The 15,794-nt window shown below is 61.4% G+C and carries 14 protein-coding genes; 12 read left to right on the plus strand and 2 right to left on the minus strand.

Annotated features, from left to right (window positions below):
• Nucleotides 1-68: 68 nt before the first annotated feature.
• The 10 genes from nuoG to P7C00_RS21285 all read left to right on the plus strand — a co-directional run bounded on the left by nuoG (nucleotide 69) and on the right by P7C00_RS21285 (nucleotide 10,955).
• Nucleotides 69-2,783, plus strand: a complete 2,715-nt coding sequence (gene nuoG / locus P7C00_RS21240) for an NADH-quinone oxidoreductase subunit NuoG (protein ID WP_346635090.1) — start codon at nucleotides 69-71, stop codon at nucleotides 2,781-2,783.
• Entirely contained in the window at nucleotides 2,780-3,787 is a 1,008-nt protein-coding gene (gene nuoH / locus P7C00_RS21245; protein WP_346635091.1) for an NADH-quinone oxidoreductase subunit NuoH, read from the plus strand. Before nuoG ends, nuoH begins: the two co-directional genes overlap by 4 nt.
• Before the next feature lie 11 nt (nucleotides 3,788-3,798).
• Nucleotides 3,799-4,347: an NADH-quinone oxidoreductase subunit NuoI gene (nuoI, locus tag P7C00_RS21250; protein ID WP_003223795.1), complete on the plus strand. Its 549-nt coding sequence runs from the start codon at nucleotides 3,799-3,801 to the stop codon at nucleotides 4,345-4,347.
• A gap of 9 nt (nucleotides 4,348-4,356) precedes the next feature.
• Nucleotides 4,357-4,857, plus strand: coding sequence for an NADH-quinone oxidoreductase subunit J (gene nuoJ / locus P7C00_RS21255; RefSeq protein WP_011062192.1), 501 nt, complete (start codon nucleotides 4,357-4,359; stop codon nucleotides 4,855-4,857).
• Between the two features lie 4 nt (nucleotides 4,858-4,861).
• Nucleotides 4,862-5,170, plus strand: coding sequence for an NADH-quinone oxidoreductase subunit NuoK (nuoK, locus tag P7C00_RS21260; protein WP_077934490.1), 309 nt, complete (start codon nucleotides 4,862-4,864; stop codon nucleotides 5,168-5,170).
• On the plus strand, nucleotides 5,167-7,020 hold the full coding sequence (nuoL, locus tag P7C00_RS21265) for an NADH-quinone oxidoreductase subunit L (RefSeq protein WP_253164798.1): 1,854 nt from the start codon (nucleotides 5,167-5,169) through the stop codon (nucleotides 7,018-7,020). The genes nuoK and nuoL overlap by 4 nt, the downstream gene beginning before the upstream one ends.
• A 39-nt stretch (nucleotides 7,021-7,059) precedes the next feature.
• Nucleotides 7,060-8,592: an NADH-quinone oxidoreductase subunit M gene (gene nuoM / locus P7C00_RS21270; RefSeq protein ID WP_011062195.1), complete on the plus strand. Its 1,533-nt coding sequence runs from the start codon at nucleotides 7,060-7,062 to the stop codon at nucleotides 8,590-8,592.
• Nucleotides 8,593-8,599: 7 nt separating this feature from the next.
• Nucleotides 8,600-10,063, plus strand: a complete 1,464-nt coding sequence (gene nuoN / locus P7C00_RS21275; protein ID WP_015636299.1) for an NADH-quinone oxidoreductase subunit NuoN — start codon at nucleotides 8,600-8,602, stop codon at nucleotides 10,061-10,063.
• 237 nt (nucleotides 10,064-10,300) lie between these two features.
• Nucleotides 10,301-10,651, plus strand: a complete 351-nt coding sequence (locus tag P7C00_RS21280) for a toxin (RefSeq protein WP_346635092.1) — start codon at nucleotides 10,301-10,303, stop codon at nucleotides 10,649-10,651.
• Nucleotides 10,638-10,955 (plus strand): helix-turn-helix domain-containing protein, encoded by a 318-nt coding sequence (locus P7C00_RS21285; protein WP_404937307.1) that lies wholly within the window; start codon nucleotides 10,638-10,640, stop codon nucleotides 10,953-10,955. The genes P7C00_RS21280 and P7C00_RS21285 overlap by 14 nt, the downstream gene beginning before the upstream one ends.
• A gap of 72 nt (nucleotides 10,956-11,027) precedes the next feature.
• Here P7C00_RS21285 and cysS read toward each other — a convergent pair whose 3' ends face one another.
• Nucleotides 11,028-12,410, minus strand: coding sequence for a cysteine--tRNA ligase (gene cysS, locus P7C00_RS21290; RefSeq protein WP_092313045.1), 1,383 nt, complete (start codon nucleotides 12,408-12,410; stop codon nucleotides 11,028-11,030).
• Between the two features lie 18 nt (nucleotides 12,411-12,428).
• Nucleotides 12,429-14,129: a glutamine--tRNA ligase/YqeY domain fusion protein gene (locus P7C00_RS21295; RefSeq protein WP_404937308.1), complete on the minus strand. Its 1,701-nt coding sequence runs from the start codon at nucleotides 14,127-14,129 to the stop codon at nucleotides 12,429-12,431.
• 270 nt (nucleotides 14,130-14,399) lie between these two features.
• On the opposite strand from P7C00_RS21295, the gene P7C00_RS21300 reads away from it, so the two are divergent.
• A complete protein-coding gene (locus P7C00_RS21300; RefSeq protein ID WP_346635095.1) occupies nucleotides 14,400-14,903 on the plus strand; it encodes a peptidylprolyl isomerase in 504 nt (167 codons plus the stop codon).
• Complete coding sequence (gene lpxH, locus P7C00_RS21305) at nucleotides 14,900-15,652, plus strand: UDP-2,3-diacylglucosamine diphosphatase (RefSeq protein ID WP_404937309.1); 753 nt, start codon at nucleotides 14,900-14,902, stop codon at nucleotides 15,650-15,652. The genes P7C00_RS21300 and lpxH overlap by 4 nt, the downstream gene beginning before the upstream one ends.
• The last annotated feature ends 142 nt before the right edge of the window (nucleotides 15,653-15,794 follow it).

Genomic DNA, 15,794 nt, shown 5'->3' on the forward strand with positions numbered 1-15,794 from the left:
ATTCGCACGCATAACAAGATTCCATTAGCCACGCCCGCTGACACCGGGCCAACGAAGAACTTTGAACCATGGCCACTATCCACGTAGACGGCAAAGCGCTCGAAGTCGATGGGGCGGACAACCTGTTACAGGCTTGTCTGTCACTAGGCCTCGACATCCCTTATTTCTGCTGGCACCCCGCTCTCGGTAGCGTCGGTGCCTGTCGCCAGTGCGCGGTCAAGCAGTACACCGACGAGAACGACACCCGTGGTCGTATCGTCATGTCCTGCATGACCCCAGCCACCGACAACACCTGGATCTCCATCGACGATGAAGAATCCAAGGCCTTCCGCGCCAGTGTTGTCGAGTGGCTGATGACCAACCACCCCCACGACTGCCCGGTCTGTGAGGAAGGCGGTCACTGCCACCTGCAAGACATGACGGTGATGACCGGCCACAACGAGCGCCGTTACCGCTTCACCAAGCGCACCCACCAGAACCAGGACCTCGGCCCGTTCATTTCCCACGAGATGAACCGCTGCATCGCCTGCTATCGCTGCGTACGCTTCTACAAGGACTACGCCGGCGGTACCGACCTGGGCGTCTACGGCGCCCACGACAACGTGTACTTCGGTCGCGTTGAAGACGGCACCCTGGAAAGCGAGTTCTCCGGCAACCTCACCGAGGTCTGCCCGACCGGTGTGTTCACCGACAAGACTCACTCCGAGCGCTACAACCGCAAGTGGGACATGCAGTTCTCGCCGAGCATCTGCCATGGCTGCTCCAGCGGTTGCAACATCTCCCCGGGCGAGCGCTACGGCGAGCTGCGGCGCATCGAGAACCGCTACAACGGTTCGGTGAACCAGTACTTCCTCTGCGACCGTGGCCGTTTCGGTTATGGCTACGTCAACCGCAAGGACCGTCCACGCCAGCCACGCCTGGCCGACGGCACCAAGCTGACCCTGGACCAGGCTCTGGACCAGGCCGCCGACCTGCTGCGCGGTCGCAACATCGTCGGTATCGGCTCGCCTCGCGCCAGCCTGGAAAGCAACTACGCCCTGCGTGAGCTGGTAGGTGCCGAGCACTTCTACAGCGGTATCGAAGCTTCTGAACTGGAGCGCATCCGCCTGGTTCTGCAGGTTCTGAACGACAGCCCGCTGCCGGTTCCGAACCTGCGCGACATCGAAGACCACGATGCCATCTTTGTCCTCGGCGAAGACCTGACCCAGACCGCCGCACGCATGGCCCTGGCCCTGCGCCAGTCAGTCAAGGGCAAGGCCGAGGAAATGGCCGATGCCATGCGCGTCCAGCCTTGGCTCGACGCTGCGGTGAAGAACATCGGCCAGCACGCGCTGAACCCGCTGTTCATTGCCAGCCTCGCTGAAACCAAGCTCGACGACGTGGCCGAGGAGTGTGTACACGCCGCTCCGGACGACCTGGCGCGCATCGGTTTCGCCGTGGCCCACGCCATCGACGCCAGTGCCCCGGCCGTGGAAGGCCTGGACAGCGAAGCCCTGGAACTGGCCAAACGCATCGCTGATGCTCTGCTGGCGGCCAAGCGGCCACTGATCATTGCCGGTACCTCCCTGGGTTCCAAGGCACTGATCGAAGCAGCGGCGAACATTGCCAAAGCCTTGAAGCTGCGCGAGAAAGCCGGCTCCATCAGCCTGATCGTGCCAGAGGCCAACAGCCTCGGCCTGGCCATGCTCGGTGGCGAATCCGTGGACGCGGCCCTGCAGGCGGTGATCGACGGTAAGGCCGACGCCATCGTGGTGCTGGAAAACGACCTGTACACCCGCACCGACGCAGCCAAGGTGGATGCCGCGCTTAATGCAGCGAAGGTGGTGATCGTTGCCGATCATCAACAGACTGCAACCCTCGAGCGTGCACACCTGGTGCTGTCGGCGGCCAGCTTCGCCGAAGGCGACGGCACCCTGATCAGCCAGGAAGGCCGCGCCCAGCGCTTCTTCCAGGTCTTCGATCCGACCTACCTGGACGCCAGCATCATGGTTCACGAAGGCTGGCGCTGGCTGCATGCCCTGCGCAGTACCTTGCTGAACCAGCCGGTGGACTGGACCCAGCTGGACCACGTGACCGCTGCCTGCGCCGCGAGCACCCCGCAACTGGCCGGCATCGTTGACGCCGCGCCATCCGCCGCGTTCCGCATCAAGGGCCTGAAACTGGCTCGCGAACCGCTGCGCTACAGTGGCCGCACCGCCATGCGCGCCAACCAGAGCGTGCACGAACCGCGTACTTCGCAAGACCCGGATACTGCCTTCGCCTACTCCATGGAAGGTTACTCGGGCTCCGCCGAACCGCGCTCGCAAGTGCCGTTCGCCTGGTCGCCGGGCTGGAACTCGCCGCAAGCCTGGAACAAGTTCCAGGACGAAGTCGGCGGCCACCTGCGTGCCGGCGACCCGGGTACCCGCCTGATCGAAAGCCAGGGCGACCGCCTCAACTGGTTCGCCAGCGTGCCGCGGGCCTTCTCCCCGGCTCAGGGTACTTGGCAAGCGGTGCCGTTCTACCATCTGTTCGGCAGCGAAGAGAACTCTTCAAAAGCCGCTCCAGTGCAGGAACGCATTCCGGCGGCCTACGTGGCCCTGGCCAAGTCCGAAGCCGATCGCCTGGGTGTCAACGACGGTGCCTTGCTCACGGTGAACGTAGCCGGCCAGACCCTGCGTCTGCCACTGCGCATCAACGAAGAGCTGGGTGCTGGCCTGGTGGGCCTGCCTGCCGGCCTGGCGGGGATTCCTCCGGCGTTCTTTGGCAAATCCGTTGACGGTCTGCAGGAGGCGGCGCAATGAGTTGGTTTACCCCTGAAGTGATCGACGTGATCCTGACGGTCGTCAAAGCCATCGTGATCCTGCTGGCCGTGGTGGTCGCCGGTGCGCTGTTGAGCTTCGTCGAACGTCGCCTGCTGGGCTGGTGGCAGGACCGTTACGGTCCGAACCGCGTTGGCCCGTTCGGTATGTTCCAGATCGCCGCCGACATGCTGAAGATGTTCTTCAAGGAAGACTGGACTCCACCGTTTGCCGACAAGGTGATCTTCACCCTGGCACCGGTGGTCGCCATGAGCGCCTTGCTGATCGCCTTTGCGATCATCCCGATCACCCCAACCTGGGGCGTCGCGGACCTGAACATCGGCCTGCTGTTCTTCTTCGCCATGGCCGGTCTTTCGGTCTACGCGGTGCTGTTCGCCGGCTGGTCGAGTAACAACAAGTTCGCCCTGCTGGGCAGCTTGCGTGCCTCGGCCCAGACCGTGTCCTACGAAGTGTTCATGGGCCTGGCGCTGATGGGCATCGTGGCTCAGGTCGGTTCGTTCAACATGCGCGACATCGTCGAGTACCAGGCGCAGAACCTGTGGTTCATCATTCCGCAGTTCTTCGGCTTCTGTACGTTCTTCATCGCTGGCGTGGCCGTGACTCACCGTCACCCCTTCGACCAGCCGGAAGCGGAACAGGAACTGGCCGACGGTTACCACATTGAATACGCCGGTATGAAATGGGGCATGTTCTTCGTTGGCGAGTACATCGGCATCATCCTGATCTCGGCACTGCTGGTCACCCTGTTCTTCGGTGGCTGGCACGGTCCGTTCGGCATCCTGCCGCAACTGTCCTTCGTCTGGTTCGCCCTGAAGACCGCGTTCTTCATCATGCTGTTCATCCTGCTGCGCGCCTCTATCCCGCGCCCGCGTTATGACCAGGTGATGGACTTCAGCTGGAAATTCTGCCTGCCGCTGACCCTGATCAATTTGCTGGTGACCGCAGCGCTTGTGTTGTTGAACACGCCAGCGGGCGCGGTTCAGTGAGGATTTGACCCATGTTCAAATATATTGGCGACATCGTTAAGGGTACTGGTACCCAGTTGCGCAGCCTGGTGATGGTGTTCGGTCACGGCTTCCGCAAACGCGACACCCTGCAATACCCCGAAGAGCCGGTGTACCTGCCGCCACGCTACCGTGGCCGTATTGTCCTGACTCGCGACCCCGACGGCGAAGAACGTTGCGTTGCCTGCAACCTGTGCGCCGTGGCCTGCCCTGTGGGTTGCATCTCGCTGCAGAAAGCTGAAACCGAAGACGGTCGCTGGTACCCGGACTTCTTCCGTATCAACTTCTCGCGCTGCATTTTCTGCGGTCTTTGCGAGGAAGCCTGCCCGACCACCGCAATCCAGCTGACACCGGATTTCGAAATGGCCGAGTTCAAACGTCAGGACCTGGTTTACGAGAAAGAGGATCTGCTGATCTCCGGTCCCGGAAAGAACCCTGACTACAACTTCTATCGTGTTGCAGGTATGGCCATTGCCGGTAAGCCAAAAGGCTCCGCGCAGAATGAAGCCGAGCCGATCAACGTGAAGAGCTTGCTGCCTTAAGGAAGAACGATGGAATTCGCTTTCTATTTCGCATCAGGTGTTGCCGTTGTTTCCACGCTACGCGTGGTCACCAACACCAACCCTGTGCACGCCCTGCTCTACCTGATCATTTCGTTGATCGCCGTGGCCATGACCTTCTTCAGCCTCGGCGCGCCGTTCGCCGGCGCCCTGGAAGTGATCGCCTATGCTGGCGCCATCATGGTGCTGTTCGTGTTCGTGGTGATGATGCTCAACCTCGGCCCGGCCGCGGCTCAGCAAGAGCGTATCTGGCTCACGCCCGGCATCTGGATCGGCCCGGTGATTCTCGCCGCGCTGCTGCTGGCTGAACTGCTGTACGTATTGTTCAGCCACCAGAGCGGTGCCGGTATCGGTCAAACCACCGTCAGCGCCAAGGCCGTGGGCATCAGCCTGTTCGGTCCTTACCTGCTGGTGGTCGAACTCGCCTCGATGCTGCTGCTTGCCGCAGCCGTCACGGCGTTCCACTTGGGCCGCAACGAGGCGAAGGAGTAATACCATGCCTGTTATCCCTCTCGAGCACGGTCTGGCGGTTGCCGGCATCCTGTTCTGCCTCGGTCTGGTCGGCCTGATGGTCCGCCGTAACATCCTCTTCGTATTGATGAGCCTGGAAGTGATGATGAACGCCTCTGCACTGGCCTTCATCGTTGCGGGCGCCCGCTGGGCGCAACCGGATGGACAAGTGATGTTCATCCTGGTGATCAGCCTGGCAGCCGCCGAGGCCAGTATTGGCCTGGCGATCCTGCTGCAGCTGTACCGCCGCTTCCACACTCTCGATATCGATGCAGCCAGCGAGATGCGCGGATGAACCTTCTCTTTCTGACTTTCGTATTCCCCCTGATCGGTTTCCTGCTGCTGTCGTTCTCCCGGGGACGCCTCTCGGAAAACCTCTCGGCCCTGATCGGCGTCGGCTCCATTGGCCTGTCGGCCATCGTGGCCGCCTACGTGATCTGGCAATTCAACGTCGCGCCGCCCGCGGGTGGTCACTACACCCAGGTGCTGTGGCAGTGGATGTCGGTGGACGGTTTCGCACCGAACTTCGCCCTGTACCTGGATGGTCTGTCCGTGACCATGCTGGGTGTAGTAGTGGGCGTGGGCTTCCTGATCCACTTGTTCGCGTCCTGGTACATGCGTGGTGAAGCCGGCTACTCGCGCTTCTTCGCCTACACCAACCTGTTTATCGCCAGCATGCTGTTCCTGGTGCTGGGCGATAACCTGTTGTTCCTGTACTTCGGCTGGGAAGGCGTGGGCCTGTGCAGCTATCTGTTGATCGGTTTCTACTACAGCAACCGCAACAACGGTAACGCCGCACTCAAGGCCTTTATCGTCACCCGTATCGGCGACGTATTCATGGCCATCGGCCTGTTCATCCTGTTCCAACAGGTGGGCACGCTGAACGTCCAGGAACTGCTGGTGCTGGCACCGCAGAAGTTCCAGGCCGGCGACTTCTGGATCACCCTGGCGACCCTGATGCTGCTGGGCGGCGCCGTGGGTAAATCCGCGCAACTGCCGCTGCAGACCTGGCTGGCGGACGCGATGGCCGGTCCGACCCCGGTTTCGGCACTGATCCACGCCGCGACCATGGTGACCGCTGGTGTCTACCTGATCGCCCGTACCCACGGCCTGTTCACCCTGGCGCCGGAAGTCCTGCACCTGGTAGGCCTGGTCGGCGGCGTGACTCTGGTTCTGGCCGGCTTCGCCGCGCTGGTGCAAACCGACATCAAGCGGATCCTCGCCTACTCGACCATGAGCCAGATCGGCTACATGTTCCTGGCCCTGGGCGTTGGCGCCTGGGACGGCGCGATCTTCCACCTGATGACCCACGCCTTCTTCAAGGCCCTGCTGTTCCTTGCTTCCGGTGCGGTGATCGTTGCCTGCCACCACGAGCAGAACATCTTCAAGATGGGCGGCCTGTGGAAGAAACTGCCTCTGGCCTACGCCAGCTTCATCGTTGGTGGCGCAGCCCTGGCAGCCCTGCCTCTGGTAACCGCGGGCTTCTACTCCAAGGACGAGATCCTCTGGGAAGCCTTCGCCAGCGGCAACCACGGCCTGCTGTACGCCGGCCTGGTGGGTGCGTTCATGACCTCGCTGTACACCTTCCGCCTGATCTTCATCACCTTCCACGGTGAAGCCAAGACCGAAGCCCACGCCGGCCACGGGATCTCCCACTGGCTGCCGCTGGTGGTGCTGATCGTGCTGTCCACCGGGATCGGCGCGATGATCACTCCGCCCCTGCATGGTGTACTGCCGCTGAGCGCCGGTCATGCCGGTGGCGAAGCCAAGCACAGCCTGGAAATCGCCTCGGGCGCCATCGCCCTGGCCGGTATCCTGCTGGCCGCCCTGTTGTTCCTTGGCAAGCGTCGCGTTGTGACCGCCATCGCCAACAGCGGCATCGGGCGTCTGCTCTCGGCCTGGTGGTTCGCCGCCTGGGGCTTCGACTGGATCTACGACAAACTGTTCGTCAAGCCATACCTGGCCATCAGCCATGTACTGCGCAAGGACCCGCTCGATCAGACCATCGGTTTGATCCCGCGTATGGCCAAAGGGGGTCACAACTCCCTGAGCCGTACCGAGACCGGTCAACTGCGTTGGTACGCCGCCTCGATGGCAGCCGGTGCCGTGCTGGTCATCGGCGCCATTGTGCTGGTAGCGGTCTGATATGAACCTTGCGAACTTGCGAAAGGAATTGAGCCCGTCATGATTCTGCCTTGGCTAATCCTGATCCCCTTCATCGGCGGCCTGCTGTGCTGGCTGGGTGAGCGCTTCGGCGCCACCCTCCCCCGCTGGATTGCGCTGTTGACCATGACCCTGGAACTCGCTCTCGGCCTCTGGCTGTGGGCCCACGGTAACTATTCATTTGCTCCGGCGCCTGGCGCCGATCCAACTTGGGCCATCGAGTTCAAGCATGTCTGGATCGAGCGCTTCGGCATCAACGTGCACCTGGCGCTGGACGGCCTGTCGCTGTTGATGATCCTGCTGACCGGCCTGCTGGGTATCCTCTCGGTACTCTGCTCCTGGAAAGAGATCCAGCGTCACGTGGGCTTCTTCCACCTGAACCTGATGTGGATCCTGGGCGGTGTGGTCGGCGTGTTCCTGGCGCTGGACCTGTTCATGTTCTTCTTCTTCTGGGAAATGATGCTGGTGCCGATGTACTTCCTCATCGCGCTCTGGGGTCACAGCTCGGCAGACGGCAAGAAAACCCGGATTTACGCGGCGACCAAGTTCTTCATCTTCACTCAGGCTTCCGGCCTGATCATGCTGGTGGCGATCCTGGGTCTGGTGCTGGTCAACTTCAACAACACCGGGGTCATCACTTTCGATTACGCCCAGTTGCTCAAGACCAAGATGTCCACCGCCACCGAGTACATCCTGATGCTCGGCTTCTTCATCGCCTTTGCGGTGAAGCTGCCGGTGGTGCCGTTCCACTCCTGGCTGCCTGACGCTCACGCCCAGGCACCGACCGCCGGTTCCGTGGACCTGGCGGGCATCCTGCTGAAGACCGCGGCCTATGGCCTGCTGCGCTTTGCCCTGCCGTTGTTCCCCAACGCCTCGGCCGAGTTCGCACCGATCGCCATGACCCTGGGCCTGATCGGGATTTTCTACGGTGCCTTCCTGGCGTTCGCCCAGACCGACATCAAGCGCCTGATCGCCTTCTCCAGCGTTTCCCACATGGGCTTCGTGCTGATCGGTATCTACTCCGGCAGCCAGCAGGCCCTGCAGGGCGCGGTGATCCAGATGCTGGCCCACGGTGTTTCGGCAGCCGCGCTGTTTATCCTCAGCGGCCAGTTGTACGAGCGCACCCATACCCGCGACATGCGTGAAATGGGCGGCCTGTGGTCGCGTATCGCCTACCTGCCGGCCATCAGCCTGTTCTTTGCAGCAGCTTCTCTGGGCCTGCCGGGCACCGGTAACTTCGTCGGCGAGTTCCTGATCCTGATCGGCACCTTCGTCAGTGCGCCATGGATCACCGCGATCGCGACTTCCGGCCTGGTGTTCGGCTCGGTCTACTCGCTGATCATGATCCACCGTGCCTACTTCGGCCCGTCCAAGTCGGACGCGGTACTGCACGGTATGGATGCTCGCGAACTGATCATGGTGCTGGGACTGGCGGTCCTGCTGATCTACATCGGCGTGTACCCGCAACCGTTCCTCGATACCTCTGCCGCCACCATGCATGGTGTGCAGCAATGGCTCAGCACCGCCTTCACTCAACTCGCTTCGGCCCGGTAAGAGCGCTATGGACTTTACGATTCAACACTTTATAGCCCTGGCGCCGCTGCTGATCACCAGCGCCACCCTTGTGGTGGTGATGTTGGCGATCGCCTGGCGGCGCAACCACGCCCAGACCTTCCTGCTGTCGGTGGCCGGTCTGAACCTGGCATTGCTGTCGATCTTCCCGGTGCTGAAAGTGGCACCCCTGGCGGTTACCCCGCTGTTGCAGATCGACCAGTTCGCCTGCCTCTACATGGCCCTGATCCTGGTGGCCACCCTGGCCTGCGTCACCCTGGCCCACGCCTACCTGGGCGACGGCAGCAGCGGTTACCCGGGCAACCGAGAAGAGCTGTACCTGCTGATCCTGCTGGCCGCCGCCGGTGGTCTGGTACTGGTCAGCGCGCAGAACCTGGCCGGCCTGTTCATCGGCCTGGAGCTGCTTTCGGTACCGGTCTACGGCCTGGTGGCCTATGCCTTCTTCAACAAGCGCTCCCTGGAAGCCGGCATCAAGTACATGGTGCTGTCGGCCGCCGGTTCGGGCTTCCTGTTGTTCGGCATGGCCTTGCTCTACGCAGAAGCCGGTAGCCTGAGCTTCAGCGGCATCGGTCAGGCCCTGGCCGCCACTGGGCTGCCAAGCCCGCTGGCGCAACTGGGCCTGGGCATGATGCTGATCGGCCTGGCCTTCAAACTGTCGCTGGTACCATTCCACCTGTGGACTCCGGACGTCTACGAAGGCGCCCCGGCGCCGGTCGCCGCCTTCCTGGCCACCGCCAGCAAGGTGGCAGTGTTCGCCGTACTGGTGCGTCTGTTCCAGCTGTCTCCAGTGGCCAGCAGCGGTGTCCTGAGCAACGTGCTGACCGTGATCGCCATCGCCTCGATCCTGGTGGGCAACCTGCTGGCGCTGACCCAGAGCAACCTCAAGCGTCTGCTGGGTTACTCGTCCATCGCCCACTTCGGTTACCTGCTGATCGCCCTGGTGGCGAGCAAGGGTCTGGCCATGGAAGCCATCGGCGTGTACCTGGTCACCTACGTGATCACCAGCCTCGGCGCCTTCGGCGTGATCACCCTGATGTCCTCGCCGTACAAGGGCCGTGATGCCGACGCCCTGTACGAGTACCGCGGCCTGTTCTGGCGCCGTCCGTACCTGACCGCCGTGCTCACTGTGATGATGCTCTCCCTGGCCGGTATTCCGCTGACCGCGGGCTTCATCGGCAAGTTCTACATCATCGCTACCGGTGTCGAAGCGCACCAATGGTGGCTGGTCGGTTCCCTGGTAATGGGCAGCGCCATCGGCGTCTTCTACTACCTGCGAGTGATGGTCACCCTGTACCTGATCGAGCCGAACCTGCGTCGCGTCGATGCCCAACTGCACTGGGAACAGAAAGCCGGTGGCGTCATGCTGCTGGCCATCGCGGTCCTGGCGTTCTTCCTGGGCGTATACCCACAGCCGCTGCTGACCCTGGTCCAGCACTCCGGCCTGGCGGGTTGATCACTTAGGTTTCAACGCAACAAACAGAACGGCACCTTCGGGTGCCGTTTTGCATTTCAGGCCCCTGCCCTCCCCTCTTCCCAGCGAAACTCGGAATCGCCCTTCCTGTCACGTCGGCCCGGTCCGACATTCAGCCCACTGCCGCGGGCATAGACTGTTGCCAGATCAAACGCGGCGCTCAGCGGGCCTTGACCAAAGCTGCAGCGTCATCCAGTCTATACGCAGGAAGCGTATGAAATGAATGCTCTGTTTATTGAACTACCGGCATTTGCACGATACCGAAAGGACTTCCTTGACGACGAGTTGTTCTGCGAACTGCAGATCGAGTTGCTACGCCACCCGCACGCGGGTGTTCTGATTCAGGGCACTGGCGGCTTGCGCAAGATGCGTTTCGTCGATGAGCGACGCAACAACGGCAAGCGTGGCGGGCTGAGGGTGATTTATTACTGGTGGTCCGGGGGAGCGCAGTTCTGGCTCTTTACCTTGTTCGACAAGGAGCAGATGGACGACCTGCTACCGCAGCAGCGACAACAGCTCAAACAACTGCTGGAACGTGAAATCGAGGCCAGAAGACATGACCAAACGTGACATCTTTTCCGAACTGCTAGAAAGCGTCGATGCCCTCACCCAGGAACGTCAGGGCAAGATCACCCTGCGTAGCCATAAAGTGAAGCTCGACAAGCTGCCGCCCATCACCGCCGCCGAGGTGATGAACATCCGCCAGCAACTCAACCTCTCGCGCTCGGTATTCGCCATGTACCTGCGCACCAACACCCGCACCCTGGAAAATTGGGAACAGGGCCGCGCCACCCCCAATGCCCAGGCCACCACCCTGATACGCCTAGTGGAACGCTATCCGGATACCGTAGAGCGCCTGGCCTCCCTGGCCTGAGCGAGCCTGAGCTTTGCAATGGGCAACAAAAAACCCGCACCAGGCGGGTTTCTTGTTGCTGCGAACCTAGGCCTAGTCAGCCAGACGCCAGGTAGTGCCGCCCTTGCCGTCTTCCAGAATCACGCCCATGGCGGTGATCTGGTCACGGATCCGGTCGGACTCGGCCCAGTCCTTGTTGGCACGGGCCGCCAGGCGAGCCTGGATCAGCGCCTCGACTTCGGCCGCATCGACCCGGCCTTCGGCACCGGCTTGCAGGAAGTCGTCGGCTTCCAGTTGCAGCACACCCAGTACGCTGGCCAGCTCTTTCAGGCGCGCCGCCAGACCGGCCGCCGCATCGATATCGCTCTCACGCAGGCGGTTGATCTCGCGCACCATCTCGAACAACACGGCACAGGCTTCCGGAGTACCGAAGTCGTCGTTCATCACCTGGGTGAAACGTTCGACAAAAGCCTCGCCACCGGCCGGCGCCACTTTCGGCAGGCCCTTGAGTGCGTGATAGAAACGCTCCAGGGCGCCCTTGGCGTCCTTGAGGTTGTCTTCCGAGTAGTTGATGGCGCTGCGGTAGTGGCTGGCCACCAGCAGGTAACGCACCACTTCCGGATGGTACTTGTCGAGCACATCGCGAATGGTGAAGAAGTTGTTCAAGGACTTGGACATCTTCTCGCCATTGATGCGGATCATGCCGCAGTGCATCCAGGCGTTGGCGTAGGGCTTGCCGGTGGCGGCCTCGCTCTGGGCAATCTCGTTCTCGTGGTGCGGGAACTCCAGGTCGCTGCCGCCGCCATGAATGTCGAAGGTCTCGCCCAGGCAGCAGGTGGACATCACCGAGCATTCGATGTGCCAGCCCGGACGACCGTCACCCCAAGGCGATGGCCAGCTTGGCTCGCCCGGCTTGGTGCCTTTCCACAGAACGAAGTCCAGTGGGTCCTGCTTCGACTCGTCGACTTCGATCCGCGCGCCGATGCGCAGGTCTTCGATCTTCTTGCGCGACAGCTTGCCGTAGCCCATGAATTTGCCGACGCGGTAGTACACGTCGCCATTGCCCGGGGCATAAGCGTAACCCTTGTCGATCAGGGTCTGGATCATCTTCAGCATGCCCGGAATATGATCCGTGGCACGCGGCTCCATGTCCGGCTTGAGGATGTTGAGGCGTGCTTCATCCTCGTGCATCGCCGTGATCATGCGTTCGGTCAGGACATTGAACGGCTCACCGTTCTCCTTGGCCCGGTTGATGATCTTGTCTTCGATGTCGGTGATGTTGCGCACATACGTCAGGTCATACCCGCTGAAACGCAGCCAGCGGGTAATCAGGTCGAAGGCCACCATGCTGCGGCCATGGCCCAGGTGGCAGTAGTCGTACACGGTCATGCCGCACACGTACATGCGCACCTTGTTGCCATCCAGAGGCTTGAAGACTTCTTTGCTCTTGGTGAGCGTGTTGTAGATCGTTAGCACGTTAGTTCCTTGACTGAATCACTGACCCCAGGAGTCGCGCAGGGTCACGGTACGGTTGAATACCGGAGCACCTGGTTTCGAGTCCTTGATATCCGCGCAGAAGTAGCCTTCGCGCTCGAACTGGAAACGGTCTTCCGGCTGTGCGTTGCCCAGCGAGGGTTCAGCACGACAACCAGTGAGCACTTGCAGGGAGTCAGGGTTGATGTTGTCCAGGAAACTCGCGCTGTCTTCGGCCTTCTCCGGGTTCGGAGAGCGGAACAGACGATCGTACAGACGCACTTCGCACTCGACGCTAGCCGCAGCCGGCACCCAGTGGACCACGCCCTTGACCTTGCGGCCTTCAGGGTTCTTGCCCAGGGTGTCCGGATCGTAGGAGCAACGCAGCTCGACGATATTGCCCTCAGCATCCTTGATCGCTTCGTCGGCACGGATCACGTAGCTGCCGCGCAGGCGCACTTCGCCGTTCGGCTCCAGGCGCTTGTAGCCTTTTGGCGGCTCTTCCATGAAGTCGTCACGGTCGATGTAGATTTCACGGGCGAATGGCAGCTTGCGCACGCCAAGTTCTTCTTTCTGCGGATGACGCGGCAGTTCGAGGTTCTCGACCTGGTCTTCCGGATAGTTGGTGATCACGACTTTCAACGGACGCAGCACGCACATGGCGCGCGGGGCATTCGCGTCGAGGTCCTGGCGGATGCTGAATTCCAGCATGCCGTAGTCGACCACGCCGTCGGAGCGGTTGGTGCCAACCATCTCGCAGAAATTGCGGATCGATGCCGGGGTGTAGCCGCGGCGGCGGAAGCCCGACAGGGTCGACATGCGCGGGTCGTCCCAACCATTCACGTGCTTCTCATCCACCAGTTGCTTGAGCTTGCGCTTGCTGGTGATGGTGTAGTTCAGGTTCAGGCGGCTGAACTCGTACTGGCGCGGGTTGGCCGGCACTGGCAGGTGCTCGAGGAACCACTCGTACAGCGGACGGTGGCTTTCGAACTCCAGTGTGCAGATCGAGTGGGTGATGCCTTCGATGGCATCCGACTGACCGTGGGTGAAGTCGTAGTTGGGGTAGATGCACCACTTGTCACCGGTCTGGTGGTGATGGGCGTGGCGGATGCGGTACATGATCGGGTCGCGCAGGTTCATGTTCGGCGAGGCCATGTCGATCTTGGCCCGCAGTACCCGTGCACCGTCCGGGAATTCGCCGGCACGCATGCGGGCGAACCAGTCCAGGTTCTCTTCTATCGAACGCTCGCGGAACGGGCTGTTCTTGCCCGGCTCGGTGAGGCTGCCGCGGTATTCCTTGGCCTGCTCGGGGGTCAGGTCGCAGACGTAGGCTTTGCCTGCCTTGATCAGTTCCACGGCCCAGTCGTGCAACTGGTCGAAATATTGCGAGGCATAGCGCACTTCACCGGACCATTCGAAACCCAGCCACTTGACGTCGCTTTCGATGGCGTCGATGTACTCCTGGTCTTCCTTGGCCGGGTTGGTGTCGTCGAAGCGCAGGTGGGTGACACCCCCGAACTCCTGGGCCAGACCGAAGTTCACGCAGATCGACTTGGCGTGACCGATGTGCAGGTAACCGTTGGGCTCCGGAGGGAAGCGGGTCACGATCTGTGTGTGCTTACCCGAGTCCAGGTCCGCCTGGATGATCGGGCGCAGGAAGTTGACCGGTACGGCCGGTCCAGTCTTGGAATTCGAGGTAGGGTCGACAGTGGGCTTGCTCATAGGATCCTTGAACGTACAAGTGCGCGGCCAGGTGCGGCCTGATAAATCAAAACGGATATCATAGCCGATGCTGTCAAGTGCCTGACAGAGCGCAGCTTTAAAACTGCGGCTATTAATGGCACCCAAGTGAAAAAACAGCCTCGAAATTCGTGGCGGTCACGCTAAACTGCGCTCCTTGGCTGCAGGATGGCCAAATCGGTGCGGACCCCATGCGTGCCCCGCCACCCAGGATTTTCTTGAAAACGCTTCTCCTTATACAGAGTACCGACCATGACCCAAGTCAAACTGACCACCAACCACGGCGAGATCGTGCTGGAACTGAACGCCGAGAAAGCCCCGTTGACCGTGGCCAACTTCGTCGAATACGTGAAAGCCGGTCACTACGAGAACACCGTATTTCACCGCGTCATCGGTAACTTCATGATCCAGGGCGGCGGCTTCGAACCTGGCATGAAAGAAAAGAAAGACAAGCGTCCAAGCATCCAGAACGAAGCGGACAACGGCCTTTCCAACGACAAGTACACCGTCGCCATGGCCCGTACCATGGAGCCGCATTCGGCCTCCGCGCAGTTCTTCATCAACGTCGCTGACAACAGCTTCCTCAACCACAGCGGCAAGACCGTTCAAGGCTGGGGCTATGCCGTATTCGGTAAAGTGATCGCCGGCACTGAAGTGGTCGACAAGATCAAGGGCGTGGCCACCACCATGAAATCCGGCCACCAGGATGTACCCGCAGAAGACGTGATCATCGAGAAAGCCGAGATCGTTGAGTGATACTGCTGATTTCAGATTTGCATCTGGAAGAGGAACGCCCGGACATTACCCGGGCGTTTCTGGATTTACTCGGTGGGCGCGCTCGCGCCGCCGAGGCGCTGTACATACTCGGGGACTTCTTCGAGGTATGGATCGGCGACGATGCCATGACCCCCTACCAGCTTTCCATTTGCCAGGCACTGCGCGAGCTCAGCGACAGCGGCACGCAGATCTTCCTGATGCACGGCAATCGCGACTTCATGCTCGGCCAGGCCTTCTGCAAGGCGGCGGGCGCCACCCTGCTCAAGGACCCCAGCGTCGTCGACTTCTACGGTGAACCGGTATTGCTGATGCACGGCGACAGCCTGTGCACCCGCGACGAAGCCTACATGCGCATGCGCCGTTACCTGCGCAACCCGTTGAGCCTGTGGATTCTGCGGCACCTGCCCTTGCGCACCCGGCGCAAACTGGCACGCAAGCTGCGCAATGAAAGCCGTGCCCAGACCCGCATGAAAGCCAACGACATCGTCGATGTGACCCCGGACGAAGTGCCGCGGGTGATGCAGGAACATGGCGTGCACACCCTGGTACACGGCCATACCCACCGCCCGGCGATTCACAAGTTGCAGATTGGCGAGCAAGCCGCCAAACGCATCGTGCTGGGGGATTGGGATCGTCAAGGTTGGGCGTTGCAGGTCGATGAGCAAGGCTTTCAGTTGGCGGCATTCGATTTCGTACCGGCTCAGTTGGCGCTACCCGGTTCGTCTTGAATTTCGCGTCTTTCGCTGGCAAGCCAGCTCCTACAACGATTCCTCAACCGTAGGAGTCGGCTTGCCGACGAAGAGGGCCCTGGGCCTTGCATTAGCCTTGGGGACGCCTTCGCTGGCAAGCCAGCCCCTACAAGGGAGCTGG

The sequence above is a fragment of the Pseudomonas sp. JDS08PS003 genome (assembly GCF_045013505.1).
Classification (GTDB): domain Bacteria; phylum Pseudomonadota; class Gammaproteobacteria; order Pseudomonadales; family Pseudomonadaceae; genus Aquipseudomonas; species Aquipseudomonas protegens_B.

Bases quoted from the DNA above. Each gene is read 5' to 3' on its own strand.
- nuoG (WP_346635090.1), top strand. From the start codon at position 69: ATGGCCACTATCCACGTAGACGGCAAAGCGCTCGAAGTCGATGGGGCG.
- nuoH (WP_346635091.1), top strand. From the start codon at position 2,780: ATGAGTTGGTTTACCCCTGAAGTGATCGACGTGATCCTGACGGTCGTC.
- nuoI (WP_003223795.1), top strand. From the start codon at position 3,799: ATGTTCAAATATATTGGCGACATCGTTAAGGGTACTGGTACCCAGTTG.
- nuoJ (WP_011062192.1), top strand. From the start codon at position 4,357: ATGGAATTCGCTTTCTATTTCGCATCAGGTGTTGCCGTTGTTTCCACG.
- nuoK (WP_077934490.1), top strand. From the start codon at position 4,862: ATGCCTGTTATCCCTCTCGAGCACGGTCTGGCGGTTGCCGGCATCCTG.
- nuoL (WP_253164798.1), top strand. From the start codon at position 5,167: ATGAACCTTCTCTTTCTGACTTTCGTATTCCCCCTGATCGGTTTCCTG.
- nuoM (WP_011062195.1), top strand. From the start codon at position 7,060: ATGATTCTGCCTTGGCTAATCCTGATCCCCTTCATCGGCGGCCTGCTG.
- nuoN (WP_015636299.1), top strand. From the start codon at position 8,600: ATGGACTTTACGATTCAACACTTTATAGCCCTGGCGCCGCTGCTGATC.
- P7C00_RS21280 (WP_346635092.1), top strand. From the start codon at position 10,301: ATGAATGCTCTGTTTATTGAACTACCGGCATTTGCACGATACCGAAAG.
- P7C00_RS21285 (WP_404937307.1), top strand. From the start codon at position 10,638: ATGACCAAACGTGACATCTTTTCCGAACTGCTAGAAAGCGTCGATGCC.
- P7C00_RS21295 (WP_404937308.1), bottom strand. From the start codon at position 14,129: ATGAGCAAGCCCACTGTCGACCCTACCTCGAATTCCAAGACTGGACCG.
- P7C00_RS21300 (WP_346635095.1), top strand. From the start codon at position 14,400: ATGACCCAAGTCAAACTGACCACCAACCACGGCGAGATCGTGCTGGAA.